Origin of the sequence: Thalassospira povalilytica, from assembly GCF_002844235.1 — a bacterium.
Lineage (GTDB): Bacteria > Pseudomonadota > Alphaproteobacteria > Rhodospirillales > Thalassospiraceae > Thalassospira > Thalassospira povalilytica.
Map to the genome: position 1 here is coordinate 479,701 of NZ_PGTS01000004.1, position 17,736 is coordinate 497,436.

Sequence of the window (17,736 nt, forward strand, 5' to 3'; positions counted from 1 at the left end):
GATGGTAAATGCAAACAGGGAGCACACGGTCCGTGCGCTCCCTGTCGGAAGATCGATTACTCGTAGGAAACGAGGATTTCGAGTTCAGCCAGTTTCTTGTCGATTTCAGCAACGCGTGCTGCTTTTTCGTCTGCTGACAGTTCTTCGGTGTTCTGGATTTTCAGCTTGTTCTTATACAGTTCAAGCTGACGGATCGGGTAAAGCTGCGCGTTCGAGCTTTCCATGAATTTGCCCATACCGTCCTGGATACCTGCCAGAACCTTGTTGGCACCTTCAACGTCGCCCATACGGCCATATCCAAGGAAGAAGGCCTTGATTTCGGATTTCAGTTCGCGCGACAGATCCTTGCGGTAAACCATCGGGTCAGACGGGATCAGCGGCGAGGTCCAGATCACTTTGACCTTTTCGGTGATTTCCGGCTTGTTCATTTCGGTACGTGCGAGCTGCTCGGAATTGTTGGCAGCAACATCAACCTGCTTGTTGGCAGTCGCCATCAGGTTGGTTTCGTGGTTCGCATTGCGGACGGTCTTGAAGCAATCCTTCGGATCAACACCGTTCTGCGCAAAAACGTAGTAGGTCGGAACCAGGAAGCCCGAGGTCGAGTTCGGATCACCGATACCGAAATTGAGCGAGCCATCACATTTCAGCATGTCGGCAAGGGTATTGAGCTTGTCGTTATCAGCCTGGGTGATGATGTGGGAATAATATCCGTTCGAACCATCGGATTTGGAGGTCTGAACGAAAACTTCACCACCAGCACGGTCAACGGCTTCCATCGCCGACTTGTTGCCGAACCAGCCGACATGAACCTTGCCAAAACGCATGCCTTCGATGATGCCGGCATAGTCCGGGGCAAAGAATGCCTCGATCTCTTTGCCGAGCGCCTTTTCCATGTCGTCGATCATCGGCTGCCACTGGGCTTTGAGGTTCGAGCTCGACTCAGTCGAGATGAAGCCGAAAACCAGCTTTTCCGGATCCTGTTCGAGCGGCTTGTACTCAACATCAGCAGCAGCAATGCCCGATGCCAGCAAGGTTGCAGCCAGTGCTGCAGATGCAATTGTCTTGGCGATCATAAGAAGTCCCCTGTCAAATATGAATTGGACGTGTGTCGATGAGGTAAGGCAGTCAAAACGTGACCCGGCTAGCTTGTCGCGATGGCCAGATCCTTTTTCGCAACCGGCTCAATCGCGGGACGTGTTTCATCCCCGGAACCATCTGCAAAAAGCTCGGAAGAATATTCGCCGTACAATTCGCGCAGGAATTCCGGCGTCAACTGGGTGGAGGGCCCGTCAAATACGACAGCACCATCGCGCATGGCGATGGTGCGTTTGCAATAGTCTTTTGCGTAGTCAACCTGATGAAGGGACACGATCACGGTCACGTTGTCTTCACGGTTCACACGATCAAGGGTATTCATCACCTTGCGCGAGGATGCCGGATCAAGCGACGCGATCGGCTCATCGGCAAGAATAAGACGCGCACCCTGGGTGATGGTCCGGGCGATTGCTGCGCGCTGTTGCTGCCCGCCGGAAAGATTGCGGGCCTTTTTGGTCGCATGCGCATCAATACCGACACGATGCAATGCGGCCATGGCACGCATTTTTTCGGATTTGGTAAACAGGCCAAGTGATCCGCGCCAGGCAGGGACGCGCCCCAAAAGCCCCATCAGCACATTGGTCAAAACCGACAGGCGGCTGACCAGATTGAATTGCTGGAAAACCACACCGATTTCTGCGCGCACTTTGCGGGCGCCGCGCGAAATCTTGCCATTTTCCTGAATTGTTTCGCCAAACACGACGATCTTGCCACCGTCGCGATCACCGCGCAGCAATCCGGCAACATGGCGGATCAATGTTGATTTTCCCGAACCGGAAGCACCGATAAGCGCAACCATTTCGCCTTCCCGCACCTGTAACTTCACATTTTTCAGTGCGCGTTTGTCACGGGTAAAGCTTTTGTTCAGCCCAGAAATATCTACAACCAGCATCAAGAAATCGCCTGCATGTGTTTCGCTGGATGACGAAGCTACGCATGAATGGCGACTCTACGGTGACACTGATGTTACAGTTCGATGATTACGGCGCTCTGTTTACGCCAACAACAATCAAACTTGTCTATACATCAAATATATTTTCAGTAATTTCAAAAATACATCGATGCAGATAAATCATATTTAAAATGATCTTGTAAAAATAGAAAAATAAATCAGCATGTCTCAAAACAAAAATCTGCACATGTGCCATGACCTGTGCAGATTTTCATTCGAAATATATCGTTATTTATTTTACTTGATTGCTTCGATTGCGGACATCACATCATCTTCGATTTCAAGGCCGTCCACTTCAGCAATGGCGCGCGCTGATTTCCCGCGCCGTCCCGGAAGACGCACACCGTCTTCGGCGGCAATTTCATTAGCAATCGCAGCAAGATGATCCATGACACCGGCCCCGCCCGTCGACGCCGGATCAATTGCAATGATCATTTGGCCCAAAGCAGGCGGCTTGCCCTTGTCATCAAACAGGGATGATGACTGATGACCGAATTGCGCACCAGTGAGACCGGCTGCGAGAAGTTCGACCATCATTGCCAATGCTGCCCCCTTGACACCGCCAGCAGGGACCATGGTTCCATCCAGTGCCTTGACGGGATCGGTTGTCGGGTTCCCGTCCGTGTCAAATGCCCAGTCATCGGGAATTTCGACACCCTTTTGCTTTGCCGCCATGATTTTTCCGCGTGCGACTTTCGACAGAGCAAGGTCAATGATCACAGGATCGCCTGCACTTCCGACCGGCACCCCAAAAGCAATCGGATTGGTCCCGAACATCGGGCGCCGACCACCCCACGCCGCCATTGCCGCCGGGGCATTGGCGAACATCATCGCCGCCAAGCCCTGTTCTGCAAGGCGTTCGACCGTCAGTCCCATAACACCGGCATGATGGGATTTAAAAATTGATGCAAGAGCAATCCCCTGCTGGCGGACCATGTCAGGCAAATGATCCATCATCAAATCCAGCGCCGGATAAGCAAACCCGTATTGCGCATCAATCCGCAAAACACCTGGTGCCGACTTTTCCATTTGCGGCGTAGCATTGCCATCAACTTTTCCTGCGCGGGCCTGTGCGGAATAGGCCGGAACGCGCCGGAAACCGTGACCACCCTGTCCGGATGCTTCTGCGGCAACCAGCGCGGTCGCAACGGATGCTGCATTGTTCCGGCTGACATTGCAGCGCATCAAAGTATCGCAAACAAGCGTATGAGCATCTGACAGGGAAATTTTCATGATGGATATGACCTTGGGTAACAGCGGAAAACGCCATGGGCGGGATTGCTGTTACAATAAGCCGATGCCCGGTCAACAGGCAAAGGTGTTTTACCGTTTTCTTGCACTGCACATCATATGACCTGTCGGCGCAAACATCTGAAGTTGTGCTAAAATCCTGCCTTAAACTTTCGATACGTTTCATCATCATCAGCCCCACCCAGCACAGGAATAGTGACATGCACACCACAAAACCGATCATGTTTTCCGCCGTCGCGATGACAGGCGCGCTGCTTTTGTCTGCATGCAATACGACCGGACAGATGAATACCGCGGATGACTGGAAAAATGTCACGGGCAAGGACTGGCACCTAACCATGCTGTCCGATGGCGGACAGACATTTACATTTAGACCGACATCGCCAATGCAACCCAGTGCTGTCTTTTCAGAGGATGGAAAGGTTAACGGGTCTTCGGGCTGCAACAGTTATTTTGGCACCTATGATCAGGATGACAATCAACTGACATTTTCGCCACTCGGCGCGACCCGCAAGATGTGCCTTAATGGCGCGATGGCGATCGAGGCAGCTTTTAACAATGCGACAACTCAGGTCACGCACTGGAAACTTGGCAATGACCAACTGGTTCTGATTGACCGGGATGGCAAAACCATCATGACGCTTACAACCAAAGCCCCGTAAGCCAATAAACGGCTTGATGAACGCAAACAAAAAGGGCGCCGTTTGGCGCCCTTTTGTTGGTTCCAGCGATGTTTTCGATCGCTTTCAAACCGGAAATCAGTCGTCGGCTTTGGTTGCTTCGGATTTCGGACCGACTGCTGCCGGTTCGGTGCGCAGCCCCTGAATGATCGAGAAGCAGGCCAATAACAGCACAATCGCAAACGGGAAGCCGGTTGATACGGCCATCGCCTGCAACGAGCCAAGCCCACCACCCAACAGCAATGCGATCGCAACCAGACCTTCGAAAGTGCACCAGAAAACACGCTGGGGAACCGGGGCATCAACCTTGCCGCCAGCGGTGATCGTATCGATCACAAGCGATCCTGAATCCGATGATGTCACAAAGAAAACAATCACCAGAATAATGCCCAAGAATGACGTGATCGCATGCATCGGCAATTGTTCAAGCATTGTAAACAGCTTGATCGGAAGACCTGCTTCGGCAATGGCAGTTACACCTTCGCTGACCATGTGAACGGCAGTACCGCCAAACGCCGTCATCCAGAAGACACATACAAGCGACGGAATGATCAGAACACAGGTGATGAATTCACGCACTGTACGCCCGCGCGAAACACGCGCGATGAACATGCCAACAAACGGTGACCAGGAAATCCACCATGCCCAATAAAATGACGTCCATCCCTGGCTGAAGTTGGTATCAGCACGACCAACCGGATTGGACAGGGCCGGAAGATATTCGACATAGGCAACAAGAGACGTAAAGAACCCCTTGATGATATCCATGGTCGGACCAACCAGAACCACAAACAGCAACAGCAAGGCTGCCAGTACCATATTGATTTCCGACAGACGTTTGACCCCGGCATCAAGCCCGGCCAAAACCGAAATCAGCGCAACACCGGTAATGGCAATGATCAGGAAGACCTTCGATCCGTCGGTCACTGAAATCCCGAACAGGAAATCAAGCCCGGCATTGGCCTGTTCAGCGCCAAAACCAAGGGACGTCGCAAGCCCGAACAGGGTGGCAAATACTGCGAGAATATCAATAACATGACCGGTCCAACCCCACACACGTTCGCCAAAGATCGGATAGAACACCGAACGCATTGTCAAAGGCAGGCCCTTGTTAAAGGAAAACAGCGCCAAGGCCAGCGCGACCGTTGCGTAAATTGCCCACGGATGAAGTCCCCAGTGGAAAATGGTTGCCGCCATTCCAAGATCAAACGCCGCATCGGCATCACCGACCGCCGCACCCAAAGGTGCCCAGTCCGTACGCATGCCGTCATCGCCGAACGCTGTGCCCCCGATCGAGGACGAGAAATGCGAAATCGGCTCTGATACGCCATAGAACATCAAACCGATGCCCATACCGGCCGCAAACAGCATCGCAAACCAACCCGAATAGGAATAATCGGGTGTCGCATCTGCGCCGCCAAGACGTACCCGTCCAAGCGGTGACACAATCAGAAACAGACACAAAATAACAAAAATGTTGGCCGCAGACAGGAAGAACCAGTCGAAGGTCGACGTCAACCAGCCGCGCAGGTCATTGAACATCGGCCCGACACTTTCCTGAAAGGCCAGTGTCAGAAATACAAAAGCAACAATCGACAACCCGGAAATCATGAAGACCGGGTTGTGCACATCAAGACCAAACGGTCCGATCTCTGTCTGGATATTGTCCTGACCGATTTCATAATCGGTCTCGATCGGGTTCGCTGCACCATCCGGGCTTTCAATGCCCGTATCAGCTTCTGACCCCATTTCAAACTCCCTAGCTTCGTGATTAAACAGCTACCCCTAGCCGTCTTTACTCAAAGGCGTGATTGTCTAACGCACCAGGAACACGGATTGATCCGCGTGTGATGCAACATATCCGCCATGAGATGAAAAAATATGGTCGGCAATGCCCGGAATATGCGACGCCATAACGATCACATCGGTGCCAAGCTCATCGGCTTTGCGCACCAAAATCTTGCTCAGATCCGTTGCCAGATCATGGGCAATTTCCGCATCCGCAGAGACTTTCAACCCGGATTTACCGGCTGTTTCCTGTGCGAAATCCGACAATTTCTGTTCAAACTCTTTGGGGCTGTGCGCCACCGAAGACGGGGTATTTGTCCCGACCGCAAGGAAACAAAGTTCGGATTTGTAATGTGTTGCCAAATCGATAGCCGTTTGAATGGCCTTTTCCATTTTGTCGATATGGGCCAGATCCACCGGCACAAGCATCTTCTGATACATTCATTCCTCCGTTGTGTGCACGCAAATATACGCGCCAATCCTTCGGTCGAAATCAAAGTTCAGAGATGATAACAGGTCATTGAATACAAATCAAAAACGGGCAGCACCGGCAAAAATCAAAGATATTTGATATTCAAATCACGAATTAAAAGAACACAATGATTTTGCATCAACACTACAATAACCATAAGTGATTTACGCCGCTTACAGCGGTTAAGATTTATTATTTATGATCCGACAATAACATCATCGAAATGGCGGAAAATATCAGAGTGCAGGGCTACGCGGATCACGGAGCATAACAGCGTGCAGTCATTCCTGATTGACCATACGGGTGATGGCCTGACACACATGGGCAAAGCCGTCCTTGGCCCCGGGGCTCATATATCTGGCACGCAGCCAGCCATGGATCATTTGTGGTTCTTCCCGGTATTGAACCCAAATGCCTGCCCGCGCCAAGCGCGCGGTATATTCACGTCCGTCATCACGTAACGGATCGAAATAGGCGGATGTTATATAGGTCGGCGGCAACCCGCGAAGATCATCCACGGACAAGGCATGCGCCACCGGATCATCCATCGGCGCTTTCAAAACGTCGCGGTAATAAATGACATCATCGGTGCTTAAACCCGGGGCGCTGGCCATTTGGCCGTAACTTGGCCAGTTAAGATCCCCGCCAAGTGCCGGATAAATTAAAACCTGACCAAGAATACGATCCCCAAATCCGTCATCCCTGGCCCTTAATGCCAACCCGGTCGCCAACATGCCGCCCGCACTGTCACCCACCAGAACGATCTTTTTCCCCGCCATCAGCAAACTGTGCATCACGGTGTGACAGTCTTCATGCTGTGCAGGCCAGATATATTCAGGTGCCAACCGGTAATCGATTGCGGTTAGTTCTGCCTGTGCACTTTCTGCAATATCGGCACAGATTGCATCATGGCTGTCACATGATCCAACCACGAACCCGCCACCATGCATGTAAAGAATTCTGTGCGGCGTACCAAGGGTTTCCGGACGATAATGGCGCACCGGAACCGTTCCGATAACATCGTCCTGAATGTGCATGCCATCCGGACGCGCACGCCCGAAATACGAACATAACACATCATACCAGACGCGTTGTTGCTCGATCCCGGCGGCAACCGCATCAGGTGGATAAAGGCTGTCGCATTTGGCAATGAAAGCACGGATGCCCTCTTCTTCGGGCATCGGGTCATAACTGATATCGAATGAAACCGGGCCGGAATCCGACATTTGGAAACCTTTGCGTGTTGGGACCCCTCAAAACTAGCGCGGTTTTCCGACCTTTAAAAGGGTTCTGTCGTATCAGAGTGAAATGCTTTCGACACAATCCTTCAAAAGCTGCGCACTGCGGCCGAGACCTTCGAGTTCTTCTGCCGCAAGATCCGGCATCAGGTCCTCCGATACGCCGTCCGCACCGATCACCCGTGGAATCGACAACGCAACATCGCGCACATCCCCGATCTCGGCCATGACACAGGAAACCGTCAGGACATCATGCTGATCACGGGCAATGGCCTTGATAATCCGGGCCAGTCCCGCACCAATCCCGTAATAGGTTGCGCCTTTGCCCTTGATGATTTTATAGGCCGCATTGCGCACACCATCATCAATCCGTGCACGCACATGCTGGGTGATCGGCGATCCCACTTGGGCGGCTACTTCTGCCAGGGACAAAGACCCCACGCGGGCATTGGACCAGGCCAAAACTTCGCTATCACCATGCTCGCCAAGCACATAGGCATGCACCGATTGTGGCGATATTCCCAGATGCCGGCCAAGCAGACTTCTAAACCGGGCCGTATCAAGGATGGTTCCAGATCCAACAACCCGACTTGCCGGCAACCCGGAAATACGCTGCGTGATCTGGGCCATGATATCAACCGGATTGGACGCAATCAGAAGGATCGCATCGGGCGCAACGGCAAGGACATTACCCACAACATCCTTGAAAACTGCGGCATTGCGCTCCAACAAGGCAAGTCTGGTTTCACCGGGTTTCTGACTGACCCCGGCCGCAAGAATAACGACCCGCGCCCCGGCAAGCCCGCCATAGTCAGCCGCCTCCACAATTGTTGAGGACATGAACGGAACAGCATGGGCAATGTCTTCTGCCTGGGCGACGGCAAGATCATGGTTCTGATCAACCAGAACAACCGAACTGGCAAGTCCCATAACCGCAAGCGCATAGCCCGCTGAACTTCCAACCATCCCGGCCCCGACAATCCCAACCTTCATCACTCAATCTCCCGCATCAAAACCCGTCTTCACATCAATGATGCCACCAGCGGGTGAAGCGGTCAAAAAGGATAAATGTTGCGCAACAAAACATCCCCATTCTTCAGATGAAAAAACCAAAGGATCGATTGCCGTCATGAACGCAATTCTAAATCGAAATTTCAATCACTTAGCCCGGACTAAACCATTCCAATCGCACCCGGTTTACGGTAGAATTTCAACAATATAAAGCCGCATGCGCGCATCATGATTTCCGGGGAAAAATCACCGTCAAAAGGTGATTAAAAACAACAATATACACCGGACCAATCCGTCATGATCGGCACATCAAATAACGGGAGGAAATTTTGGGTAATTCGGACATCCGCCAGGTGACTGTTGTCGGAACAGGCATCATTGGCGCAAGCTGGACCTGTCTTTTTTTGGCACATGGTTTTGATGTTGTCGCAACCGACATTCGCGACGGCGCAGAACATGATTTGAACACGGCAATCGACCGGTTCTGGCCAACACTTCCCGATACGGTTCTGGCCAAAAAACAGCGCGGCAATTTGCGTTTTTCAACCGACCTTGATGAGGCTTGCGCAGGCAGCGGATTTATCCAGGAAAATGCGATTGAACGACTGGATGCAAAGATCGAATTGATGCGCCGCATCGATGCCGCGACATCCAAAGAAACCATCATCGCATCAAGTTCATCGGCCATTTCGGTGACCGATATGCAATCGGCCTGTGCGCATCCAGAACGCGTCGTTCTCGGCCATCCGTTCAACCCGCCCCATCTTGTACCGCTGGTCGAACTGGCCGGCGGGAAAAAAACGGGTCAACGGGCGCTGGAACAGGCAGAGGCATTTTATGCTAGTCTTGGGAAAACGCCGGTTCGGCTGGAAAAAGAAATATATGGCCACATTGCCAATCGGTTGCAGGCCGCAATTTTCCGCGAAGCCATTCATATGCTTGATCATGGCATCGCATCGGCCGAAGACATTGACCGCGCCGTGACCGAAGGACCCGGACCGCGTTGGGCATTGATGGGGCCGTTTATGACCTATCGGCTGGCGGGCGGAGACAAGGGCATGCAGGGATTTTGGGACATGTTTGCCCCGATGCAGGAAAAACTTTGGGCTGACCTGGGCAATCCGACACCACAAAAAGATCTTCAGGATCGGGTAACCGCCGCGGTTGAGGACTCCTATGCCGACAAATCAATTTCCACCGTTATTCGGGAACGTGATGCCCGGTTGCGCAAGATACTGGCGGTCAAAAAGTCACCCGTTTCCGATTGATCTCGGGATAAAAATCACCCGCAAAAAAACGGCACAGTGTCAAATACACTGTGCCGTTTTTAATTTGGAACCGGTCAGACATGACAAACCATGTCTCGGCATCCATCCTAGAAATTGACCTGATCACCGCCTTTAAGCGACAGCATGGCGCGTGCTTCGTCCGGGGTTGCGATTGCAAGACCAAGACCTTCGAGAACCTGGCGAATGCGCAGAACCTGTGACGCGTTGGACTTTGCAAGCTGCCCCGGGCCATTCCAAAGGGAATCTTCAAGCCCGACACGGACATTGCCCCCCATCGAAGCCGCCATTGTCGTGATCGGCAATTGATGGCGTCCTGCGCCAAGCACCGACCAGACATAATCGTCACCAAACAGGCGATCTGCTGTGCGCTTCATATGCGCAACATCTTCAGGATGCGTGCCGATACCGCCAAGAATGCCAAATACTGTCTGAACAAATAGCGGCCCCTTGACCAATCCGCGGTCACGGAAATGCGCAAGGTTATAAAGGTGGCTGGTATCATAGCATTCAAATTCGAACCGCGTGCCATTCCCAGAACAGGCTTCGAGAATATATTCAATATCCTTGAAGGTGTTGCGGAACACGATATCTCGGGAATTTTCAAGATATGCCGGTTCCCAGTCATGTTCGAATTTCTGGAACCGATCAAGCATCGGGAACAACCCGAAATTCATCGACCCCATATTCAAGGACGCGACTTCCGGCGCGAATTTAAGTGCAGGCTGCAAACGTTCCTGAACCTGCATCGCAGGACTGCCACCGGTTGTCAGGTTCAGGACCGCATTCGTGGATTGTTTCAGCCGCGGCAGGAAACGGGCAAACATGTCCGGGTCCTGGGTCGGACGGCCGTTTTCAGGATCACGGGCATGAAGGTGCAGGATCGCCGCCCCGGCTTCGGCGGCCTCGATGGCCTGTTCGGCGATCTGGTCCGGGGTAACAGGCAAATGCGGAGACATGCTGGGCGTATGAATGCCACCGGTAATGGCACAGGTGACGATGACCTTACGTGACGTTTTAGCCATGGTGTTTTTCCTTTTTGATCCGCTCAGATGGTTTCGACATTGCCGCAGACACTGATGGCCTGCCCGGAGATATTTGCCCCCGCCGGGGACGACAGGAACAGCGCCATACCGGCGACATCTTCCGGCTCGACCATGCGGCGCAACGAAACCTGTGACAGGTACTGCGCTTCCATTTCCTCGTAACTGATGCCAAGGGATTCAGCACGGGACCGGATCACGTTTTCAATGCGCGCGCCCCGAACCACACCGGGCAATATGGCATTGACGCTGATGCCATCGGGACCGGCTTCCTTGGCCAGACTTTGCGTCAGTCCGACAATTCCCCATTTCGCTGCGGCATAGGGGGTGCGAAGCGCATATCCAAGCCGCCCGGCCACCGATGAGATATTGATGATCGTTCCGGCCTCATTGGCGCGCAGCAATGGCAAGGCCCGCCGCAGAACCAGAAACTGGCTCATCAGATCGATATCAAGGGTGCGACGGATCTCTTCGACAGAAAGCTCGTCAATGGCACCGGTCGGACCGGAAATACCCGCATTATTAACCAGAACATCAAGCCCGCCGAGCTGTTCGGATGCCATGGCCAGCAACTGATCAACCTGTGTTTCATCCGAAACATCGGTTACGCGTGTCAGCACATCGGGAAAGTCTTTGGCAAATGTGCCAAGGGCATCTTCGTCAATGTCACAAATCAGAACCTTGGCACCGGCTTCGCGAAAGGCACAGGCGATGGCCTTGCCAATTCCTGACGCCCCCGCTGTCACCAGAACCCGAAGGCCCGACCGAGGTCGGGTTCGTTCAATCATATTCATTTTCGACCTATTCATGATTTACGCCCACGGCCCGGACATCAGGCAACTTCAAGCCAGTTGCGCCGCACTTCGGGTGTTTCTTCAAGCTGTTCGGGGGTCCCGCGATAAACCAGTTCGCCATGGCCCATGACCATGACCTGCTGGGCAACTTTCAACGCGATGGTCAGCTTCTGCTCGACCAGGACCACAGCAACGCCGCGACGCCCGATATCAAGGATCACTTCCATCACGACATCGACAATCCGTGGCGCCAGTCCCTCGGTCGGTTCATCAATCAAAAGAAGCCGCGGATTGCCCAGTAACGACCGGCAAATGGTCAGCATTTGCTGCTCGCCACCGGATAAATATCCGGCCCGAATGCCCCGGCGTTCGCGCAGACGCGGGAAATAGTCATACATTTCCTCGATCGTCCATTGATGCGCACCGGGCGCACCCTTTTGCCCGCCCATGATCAGGTTTTCCTCAACCGTCAAATTGGGAAAAACCAGCCGTTCCTCGGGAACATATCCGATCCCCTTTCGGCAAATGTCATAAGGGCGCTTGCCCGCAATCGATTGCCCGTCAAGGGTCACGGTTCCCGCACTTGGCGGTACCAGTCCCATCATTGCCTTTAACAGGGTTGATCGACCCGACCCGTTGCGTCCCAGCAAGGAGACAATGCTGGATTCACCGATTTCCATATCGATGCCGTGCAGGATGTGGCTTTTTCCATAGTGGGCATGCAGCCCTTTGACTTCGAGCAAGCTCATTGCGCCCCCTCCTGACCAAGATAGGCTTCCTGGACTTCACGATTGGCACTGATGCGCTCGGGGGTATCGGTCGCAAGAATGCGGCCATATACCAGCACCGAAACCCGGTCACACAGGCTGAAGACGACGCTCATGTCATGTTCAACCATCAAAAGCGTCTTGCCTTCGGTCACCTTGCGAATCAGCTCTGCGGCCTTGGCCGTTTCTTCGCGCGACATGCCAGCAGTCGGTTCATCAAGCAAAATGACATCGGCACCGGTCGTAAGCGTCATGCCGATTTCAAGTGCGCGCTGCTCGGAATATGTCAGGTCCCCGGCCATGCTTTGCGCACGTGCTTCAAGCCCGACCCGGTTCAGAACATCGGCAGTTTCGTCATTGACCCGACGCATCCCCGCTGCCGACCGGAACAGCCCATAGCGCACCTGATGGCGGGCCATCACGCCGATCCGCAGATTTTCAAACACGGTCATGCGATGAAAAATGTTGGTGATCTGGAATGATCGTGCCAATCCGGCGCGATTGATCAAGTGCGGTGAAAGACCGCCAATGCTGTTTCCTTCAAGCCGGATATCGCCCGATGACGGCGCAAACATCCCGGAAATCAGGTTAAACAAGGTTGACTTTCCCGCCCCGTTGGGTCCGATCACTGCATGCCGTTCGCCCGGACGAATATCAAGGTTCAATCCCTGCAAAACATCGATCGGCCCAAATGACTTGCTGACATCCGAAAGCTGCAACGCAGGCGTCTGTGACGTTATCTCATTCATTCTTTGCCTCCCGCACCGACGGTCATATCAGCAGTCGTCGCCTCATCCTTGCGTGCCCAAAGCCGGTCAATCACGCGACGGGCCCGGATCAGGATGAAGACACCCCCGCACAGCAACACAAGCGGCACAAGCCACGTCACCGGATTAAGCGGGCTCCAGGACAGGCCAAACAGGTCATAGGCCGGGAAACCACCCGATGCCCCGTCGCGGGCCATTGCATAGTCCTGACCAAACAGAACTTCGGCACTTTCGGTCAAAAAGACAGTCCCTGCCGCAATCAGAATGCCGCCGCCCAAGGCCACAAGATACGGACCGCCAATCTTTGCCAGATCGAGCTGACGACGATTGCGGATATGGTGACCAATCACCCCGCCAATACCTGTTGGTGCATACAGCATCACCAGAACGAAAATCAGTCCCTGGTAAAACAGCCAGGACCGGGTCAGATCCGAAATCAGGAAAGAAAACAGGGTAAAGACCGTTGCCCCGATCACCGGGCCAAAGAACACGGTCGATCCACCGACAAAGGTCTGCAAGACCACCTGTGCGGATACCGATCCCGAAAACAGCGAATAGTTTGCTGTCTCGTTGGAAATCGCCAGAAGCGCACCGGCAACACCGGTCATCATGGCCGAAACCGCAAAGACGATCACCTTGGCGTAATGGGCGTTATAGCCCAGAAACTTGACGCGCTGCTCATTGTCACGCAGTGCAAGCGTCAGACGCCCGAAAGGCGTTCTGGTATAGGCCCAAAGTGCCAACCCGCACAGGACCACCCAGCCAAGGGTCAGATAATAGACTTCGATAATCGTGCCAAACCCGAGCCCCATCCAGGGCATCCGCATCGACGACACGCCCGCTTCACCGCCAAACGTCCCTTCGAGATGCGGGGCCAGCGAATGAAACAGTTCGGCAATTGCCAGGGTCACCAGCGCGAAATACACGCCCGACCGCATGGTCGAAAAATACCCGGCGACCACCCCAACCACGAGCCCGGCCAGCCCCCCGGCCAGCGGTAAAAGCGGCGTTGGAAAGAACAGGCCGTCTTCAACCGCGATCATCAGATGCAACGCCGCAAAGGCACCAACCCCGAAATAGGCCGCATGACCAAAGGACAGAAGTCCCGCCTGACCGTTCAGCAGATTGAAGGCAAGGGCAAACAGACTGGAAATCAGGACATTGATCAGCGCATTCTGCCAACCAAGCCCGAGAAATGGCGGTACTGCGATCAACAGAACCAGCAGCAGCGCCAGAAGAATTTTTTGAATGGATGTCATCTTTAATTCCGTTCACCCATCAGGCCGGCCGGACGTACCAGCAGGACGATCAACATCAGTGCAAAGGGAATGGTTGCGCTTACCGAAGACAGCTCAAGCGTCAAAAGACCGCCGACCGATCGCGCCCAATCGCCAAGCCCGACCACGTCAAACATGCCGGCAATCGACCAATCAAGACCGACAGCAAAAGACGAAAACAGGCCAATCAGAAGCGACGCCACCAGCGACCCTTTAAGGGATCCAAGGCCACCGACAACCACAACAACAAAGACAATAACGCCAAGTTCGATGCCCATATTCGGGTTGGTCGGATAAAAGGCACCGGCAACAGCACCAGCCAGCCCGGCAAGGGCGGCCCCGGTCCCGAAAACGAACATGAACACAATCGGAATGTTGTGGCCCAGTGCCTCGGCCATTTGCGGCAACCGTTCAGCCGCGCGCACGACAATACCGGTACGTGTCCGCGTCAGCAGAAGCCACAGCACCGTAAACATGATGACCGCAACCGCACCAATGAACATGCGATAGAATGGATATCCGGTGCCGAAAATCTCAAAGGCGGAAAACCGCAATGCTTCGGGCATCTGGTAATTGACCGGAAAATCGCCGAAAAACAGCTTGATCAGCTCTTCAATAATCAGCGCCAGACCAAAGGTCAGCAAAAGCTCGTGCGCATGACCATGGGCATGTACCCGCGGCAGCAAAAACCGCTCGACCGCCATACCGACAAGCCCGACCACAATCGGTGCGACCAAAATGCCGGTCCAGAAACCGAAAATCGAAGACACCGCATAAGCGACATAGGCACCGAGCATGTAAAACGAGGCATGGGCGAAGTTCAGCACACCCATCATGCCGAAAATAAGCGTCAACCCGGCCGAGACCATAAACAGCAACAAGCCATAGGTCACGCCGTTCAACGTGGAGATAATCGCGAATTCCATGAGACTTCCGGACTAAAAGAGGCAGAAAAGACCCGGCACAACACGACGAAGGCCGGGTCCTGGAGGCGTCGGGATTACGCGTTCGGGCGCTTCATCTGGCAGCTGTCCTGCACCGGATAGATCGCCTTTTCGCCGGGAATTACCTCGACCGTCTCAAAGCCCATATCCGTGCCGTCGGCCGGATATTTTGCGCCCTTGACCACTTTGGAAACCACCACCGGACGAATGGTCTGGTGATCTTCCTTGCGTACCGAAATCGGTCCAAGCGGTGACTGGTAGACACTGTTTTCGAGTGCCAGCGCAATGTCGGTGACATTGATGTCGCCGCCCTTGAAATCAAGCGTGGACAAAGCTTCCTGAAGCTGACCCAGGGCAAAGGTCGAATGACCTTCGACAAAGATCGGATAGGCTCCCGTGGCTGCCTTGTAGGCTTCCGGGAATTCGTTGGTCGGGGTCGCCGCATTGTCATAGTTGTTGGCGATATAGTGACCCAGTGCCGTCTGACCGGCATTGGCGATGTTGCCCGGCTGATCAAGGAAGGTTGTCGCAAAGGTCACATCAAGACCCGCATCACCGGTCGCCTTCATCAGCAACAACAGGTCATTGGACCAGTTGCCGGTAAAGACTGTGTCCGGCTCAGCCGATTTGATGCGTGCAACAAATGGTGCAAAATCCTGGATCTTGTTCACATCATGCAAGACTTCGCCAACGACCTCGTATCCACCCTCGGATGCAGCGGCCTCAACAGCGGCCTGCACATCCTTGCCCCAGGAATAGTTCTGGTTGATGGCATAGGCCTTGCTGCCCAGTGCATCCGATTTTTTCATGGCATTGACCAGGGCGGTAATGCGCATCGGTGCGGTCGTGGTAAAGCGGAAATGATAAAACTGGCACTTGTCGCCGGTAAGCTCCATGGCTTCACCGCCAAGGTTCATAAAGATCATTTCCTTGCCGGGATTACGCAAATTGTGTTTGCGAACATCTTCGGTCAATTGGCCGGCAATCGCCGATGATGCACCCTGAATGATAATATTTACGCCGTCCGCAACAGCCTGACGGAATTTGTCCGCCGCTTCGGACGCGCCGCCGGCATTGTCATATTCCGTCACCTGAACGGGTTCGCCGTTAAATCCGCCAGCTGCATTGATACGATCAACACCGTACTTCACAGCGCGCGCATAAAGACGCCCGGTCGAGGTTTGCGACCCTGAAAGACTTTCGATAATCCCGATTTTAAGGGGCTCTGCCTGCGACGTGGCGGCACCGAGGGTACCCGCGCCCAGCGCCATCGCGGCACCGAACGCAAATTTTGTCATACGATTCAAGTTTTCCTCCCAGATAACACTTGTTTGTGTACTTGGTCTGCCGCGCTGCGTCAGTTATTCCAACGTCTTGGTTCGGCATTAACGGCAGTATAGACACAAGAATTTGACTGAGTAAAGATATTAGATATGTGATCACACTTTAATTTCGATGACCTTTTCTCACCCGGTGCACATTGCCATGGCCAACGCACTGGACGTAGAATGCCATAGACAGTACTGCTGTAATCACCTGATTTGGCGTAACTTGTGACCATTGGTGAAATGTTTTGCCGCCGGGTCCAACGTTTCTTCACCTTCTTGAGGCACCGAGTACGTGAATACCTTCGACCTGACAAAGAATTCCAAACCGATGCTGGCCCCGGTTGATGTCTCGACCGTTCAGGAACGGGTTTATCAAAGCCTGCGACTGGGCCTGCTCCGGGGCGAGTTCCTGCCTGGTGAACAGGTTTCTATCCGCGCTCTGGCCAATATGCTCGGCACCAGCGCCATGCCGGTCCGCGAAGCGATCGCGCGCCTGATCGCCGAACGTGCCATCGAACAGTCCGGACCGCGCACACTTCGCGTTGCGCCCTATCATGCCTCCGAACATGAAGCATATATTCGCATCCGCATGCAGCTCGAAGGTTACGCTGCCGAACGCGCCGCCAGTGGCCCCAAAAACCCGAAACTGGTCGATGCCCTGCGTCGCCACAATGACCAGATCAAAGAAGCATTGCAGGTTGATGATTATGACTCGGCCCTGACCGGCAATCAGGCCTTCCATTTCGAACTATACCGCGCCAGTGGCTATAGCCAGCTGCTTGACTTGATTTCGACGCTCTGGCTACGCACCGGCCCGATTGTCGCCTCCGCACGCAAGGATACCTCCCTGTTCGAACGCGTATTCACCCATGGCGTCAAGATCCACAGCAATGTCATCGATGCCGTCGCCCAACGAGACCGCGCCGCGGCCCGCTGGTCGGTCAATCTTGATATCCGCTCCTCACATCTGGCCATCCGGCGTTTCTACAAGCTTGCAGATGGCAATGCGGCTGATGTTTCCGGGGCGGATTGATCTGATTTTT

18 protein-coding genes are annotated in these 17,736 nt (G+C 53.8%); 3 read left to right on the forward strand and 15 right to left on the reverse strand.

Features of this window, described 5'->3' with window-relative positions; translation table 11 throughout:
- Positions 1-56 precede the first annotated feature (56 nt).
- From phnD to CU041_RS13640, 3 genes are all read right to left on the reverse strand, one after another.
- On the reverse strand, positions 57-1,073 hold the full coding sequence (gene phnD / locus CU041_RS13630) for a phosphonate ABC transporter substrate-binding protein (RefSeq protein WP_068519969.1): 1,017 nt from the start codon (positions 1,071-1,073) through the stop codon (positions 57-59).
- A gap of 68 nt (positions 1,074-1,141) precedes the next feature.
- The gene (phnC, locus tag CU041_RS13635; protein WP_068519971.1) at positions 1,142-1,987 is read right to left on the reverse strand and encodes a phosphonate ABC transporter ATP-binding protein; all 846 of its coding nucleotides are present in this window, start codon (positions 1,985-1,987) and stop codon (positions 1,142-1,144) included.
- A gap of 297 nt (positions 1,988-2,284) precedes the next feature.
- Positions 2,285-3,280 (reverse strand): Ldh family oxidoreductase, encoded by a 996-nt coding sequence (locus tag CU041_RS13640; RefSeq protein ID WP_101247323.1) that lies wholly within the window; start codon positions 3,278-3,280, stop codon positions 2,285-2,287.
- Between the two features lie 218 nt (positions 3,281-3,498).
- Here CU041_RS13640 and CU041_RS13645 point away from each other — a divergent pair, with 218 nt between their 5' ends.
- On the forward strand, positions 3,499-3,960 hold the full coding sequence (locus CU041_RS13645) for an META domain-containing protein (protein ID WP_170310228.1): 462 nt from the start codon (positions 3,499-3,501) through the stop codon (positions 3,958-3,960).
- Positions 3,961-4,056: 96 nt separating this feature from the next.
- Here CU041_RS13645 and CU041_RS13650 read toward each other — a convergent pair whose 3' ends face one another.
- From CU041_RS13650 to CU041_RS21020, 5 genes are all read right to left on the reverse strand, one after another.
- Positions 4,057-5,727: a BCCT family transporter gene (locus tag CU041_RS13650; protein WP_101247325.1), complete on the reverse strand. Its 1,671-nt coding sequence runs from the start codon at positions 5,725-5,727 to the stop codon at positions 4,057-4,059.
- Between the two features lie 66 nt (positions 5,728-5,793).
- The gene (locus CU041_RS13655) at positions 5,794-6,207 is read right to left on the reverse strand and encodes a universal stress protein (protein WP_101247326.1); all 414 of its coding nucleotides are present in this window, start codon (positions 6,205-6,207) and stop codon (positions 5,794-5,796) included.
- Positions 6,208-6,519: 312 nt separating this feature from the next.
- Positions 6,520-7,464, reverse strand: coding sequence for an alpha/beta hydrolase (locus CU041_RS13660; RefSeq protein ID WP_101247327.1), 945 nt, complete (start codon positions 7,462-7,464; stop codon positions 6,520-6,522).
- Between the two features lie 72 nt (positions 7,465-7,536).
- Complete coding sequence (locus CU041_RS13665; RefSeq protein WP_101247328.1) at positions 7,537-8,469, reverse strand: L-lactate dehydrogenase; 933 nt, start codon at positions 8,467-8,469, stop codon at positions 7,537-7,539.
- 3 nt (positions 8,470-8,472) lie between these two features.
- A complete protein-coding gene (locus tag CU041_RS21020; protein ID WP_255355948.1) occupies positions 8,473-8,607 on the reverse strand; it encodes a hypothetical protein in 135 nt (44 codons plus the stop codon).
- Between the two features lie 209 nt (positions 8,608-8,816).
- Here CU041_RS21020 and CU041_RS13670 point away from each other — a divergent pair, with 209 nt between their 5' ends.
- A complete protein-coding gene (locus CU041_RS13670; protein WP_212733800.1) occupies positions 8,817-9,755 on the forward strand; it encodes a 3-hydroxyacyl-CoA dehydrogenase NAD-binding domain-containing protein in 939 nt (312 codons plus the stop codon).
- 107 nt (positions 9,756-9,862) lie between these two features.
- Here the strand turns inward: CU041_RS13670 and CU041_RS13675 are convergent, their stop codons facing one another.
- The 7 genes from CU041_RS13675 to CU041_RS13705 all read right to left on the reverse strand — a co-directional run bounded on the left by CU041_RS13675 (position 9,863) and on the right by CU041_RS13705 (position 16,663).
- Entirely contained in the window at positions 9,863-10,798 is a 936-nt protein-coding gene (locus tag CU041_RS13675) for a BKACE family enzyme (protein WP_101247329.1), read from the reverse strand.
- Between the two features lie 23 nt (positions 10,799-10,821).
- Positions 10,822-11,625 carry an SDR family oxidoreductase gene (locus tag CU041_RS13680; protein WP_233433108.1) on the reverse strand — a complete coding sequence of 268 codons (804 nt, stop codon included), beginning with the start codon at positions 11,623-11,625 and terminating at the stop codon, positions 10,822-10,824.
- Positions 11,626-11,648: 23 nt separating this feature from the next.
- Positions 11,649-12,359, reverse strand: a complete 711-nt coding sequence (locus CU041_RS13685; RefSeq protein ID WP_068519990.1) for an ABC transporter ATP-binding protein — start codon at positions 12,357-12,359, stop codon at positions 11,649-11,651.
- Positions 12,356-13,126: an ABC transporter ATP-binding protein gene (locus tag CU041_RS13690; protein ID WP_101247331.1), complete on the reverse strand. Its 771-nt coding sequence runs from the start codon at positions 13,124-13,126 to the stop codon at positions 12,356-12,358. Before CU041_RS13690 ends, CU041_RS13685 begins: the two co-directional genes overlap by 4 nt.
- Complete coding sequence (locus tag CU041_RS13695) at positions 13,123-14,403, reverse strand: branched-chain amino acid ABC transporter permease (RefSeq protein ID WP_101247332.1); 1,281 nt, start codon at positions 14,401-14,403, stop codon at positions 13,123-13,125. Before CU041_RS13695 ends, CU041_RS13690 begins: the two co-directional genes overlap by 4 nt.
- Positions 14,404-14,405: 2 nt before the next feature.
- A complete protein-coding gene (locus CU041_RS13700; RefSeq protein ID WP_101247333.1) occupies positions 14,406-15,347 on the reverse strand; it encodes a branched-chain amino acid ABC transporter permease in 942 nt (313 codons plus the stop codon).
- Positions 15,348-15,421: 74 nt separating this feature from the next.
- Entirely contained in the window at positions 15,422-16,663 is a 1,242-nt protein-coding gene (locus CU041_RS13705; RefSeq protein ID WP_068519995.1) for a branched-chain amino acid ABC transporter substrate-binding protein, read from the reverse strand.
- 322 nt (positions 16,664-16,985) lie between these two features.
- Between CU041_RS13705 and CU041_RS13710 the strand changes: the two genes are divergently transcribed.
- Positions 16,986-17,726 carry a GntR family transcriptional regulator gene (locus tag CU041_RS13710; RefSeq protein ID WP_101247334.1) on the forward strand — a complete coding sequence of 247 codons (741 nt, stop codon included), beginning with the start codon at positions 16,986-16,988 and terminating at the stop codon, positions 17,724-17,726.
- The last annotated feature ends 10 nt before the right edge of the window (positions 17,727-17,736 follow it).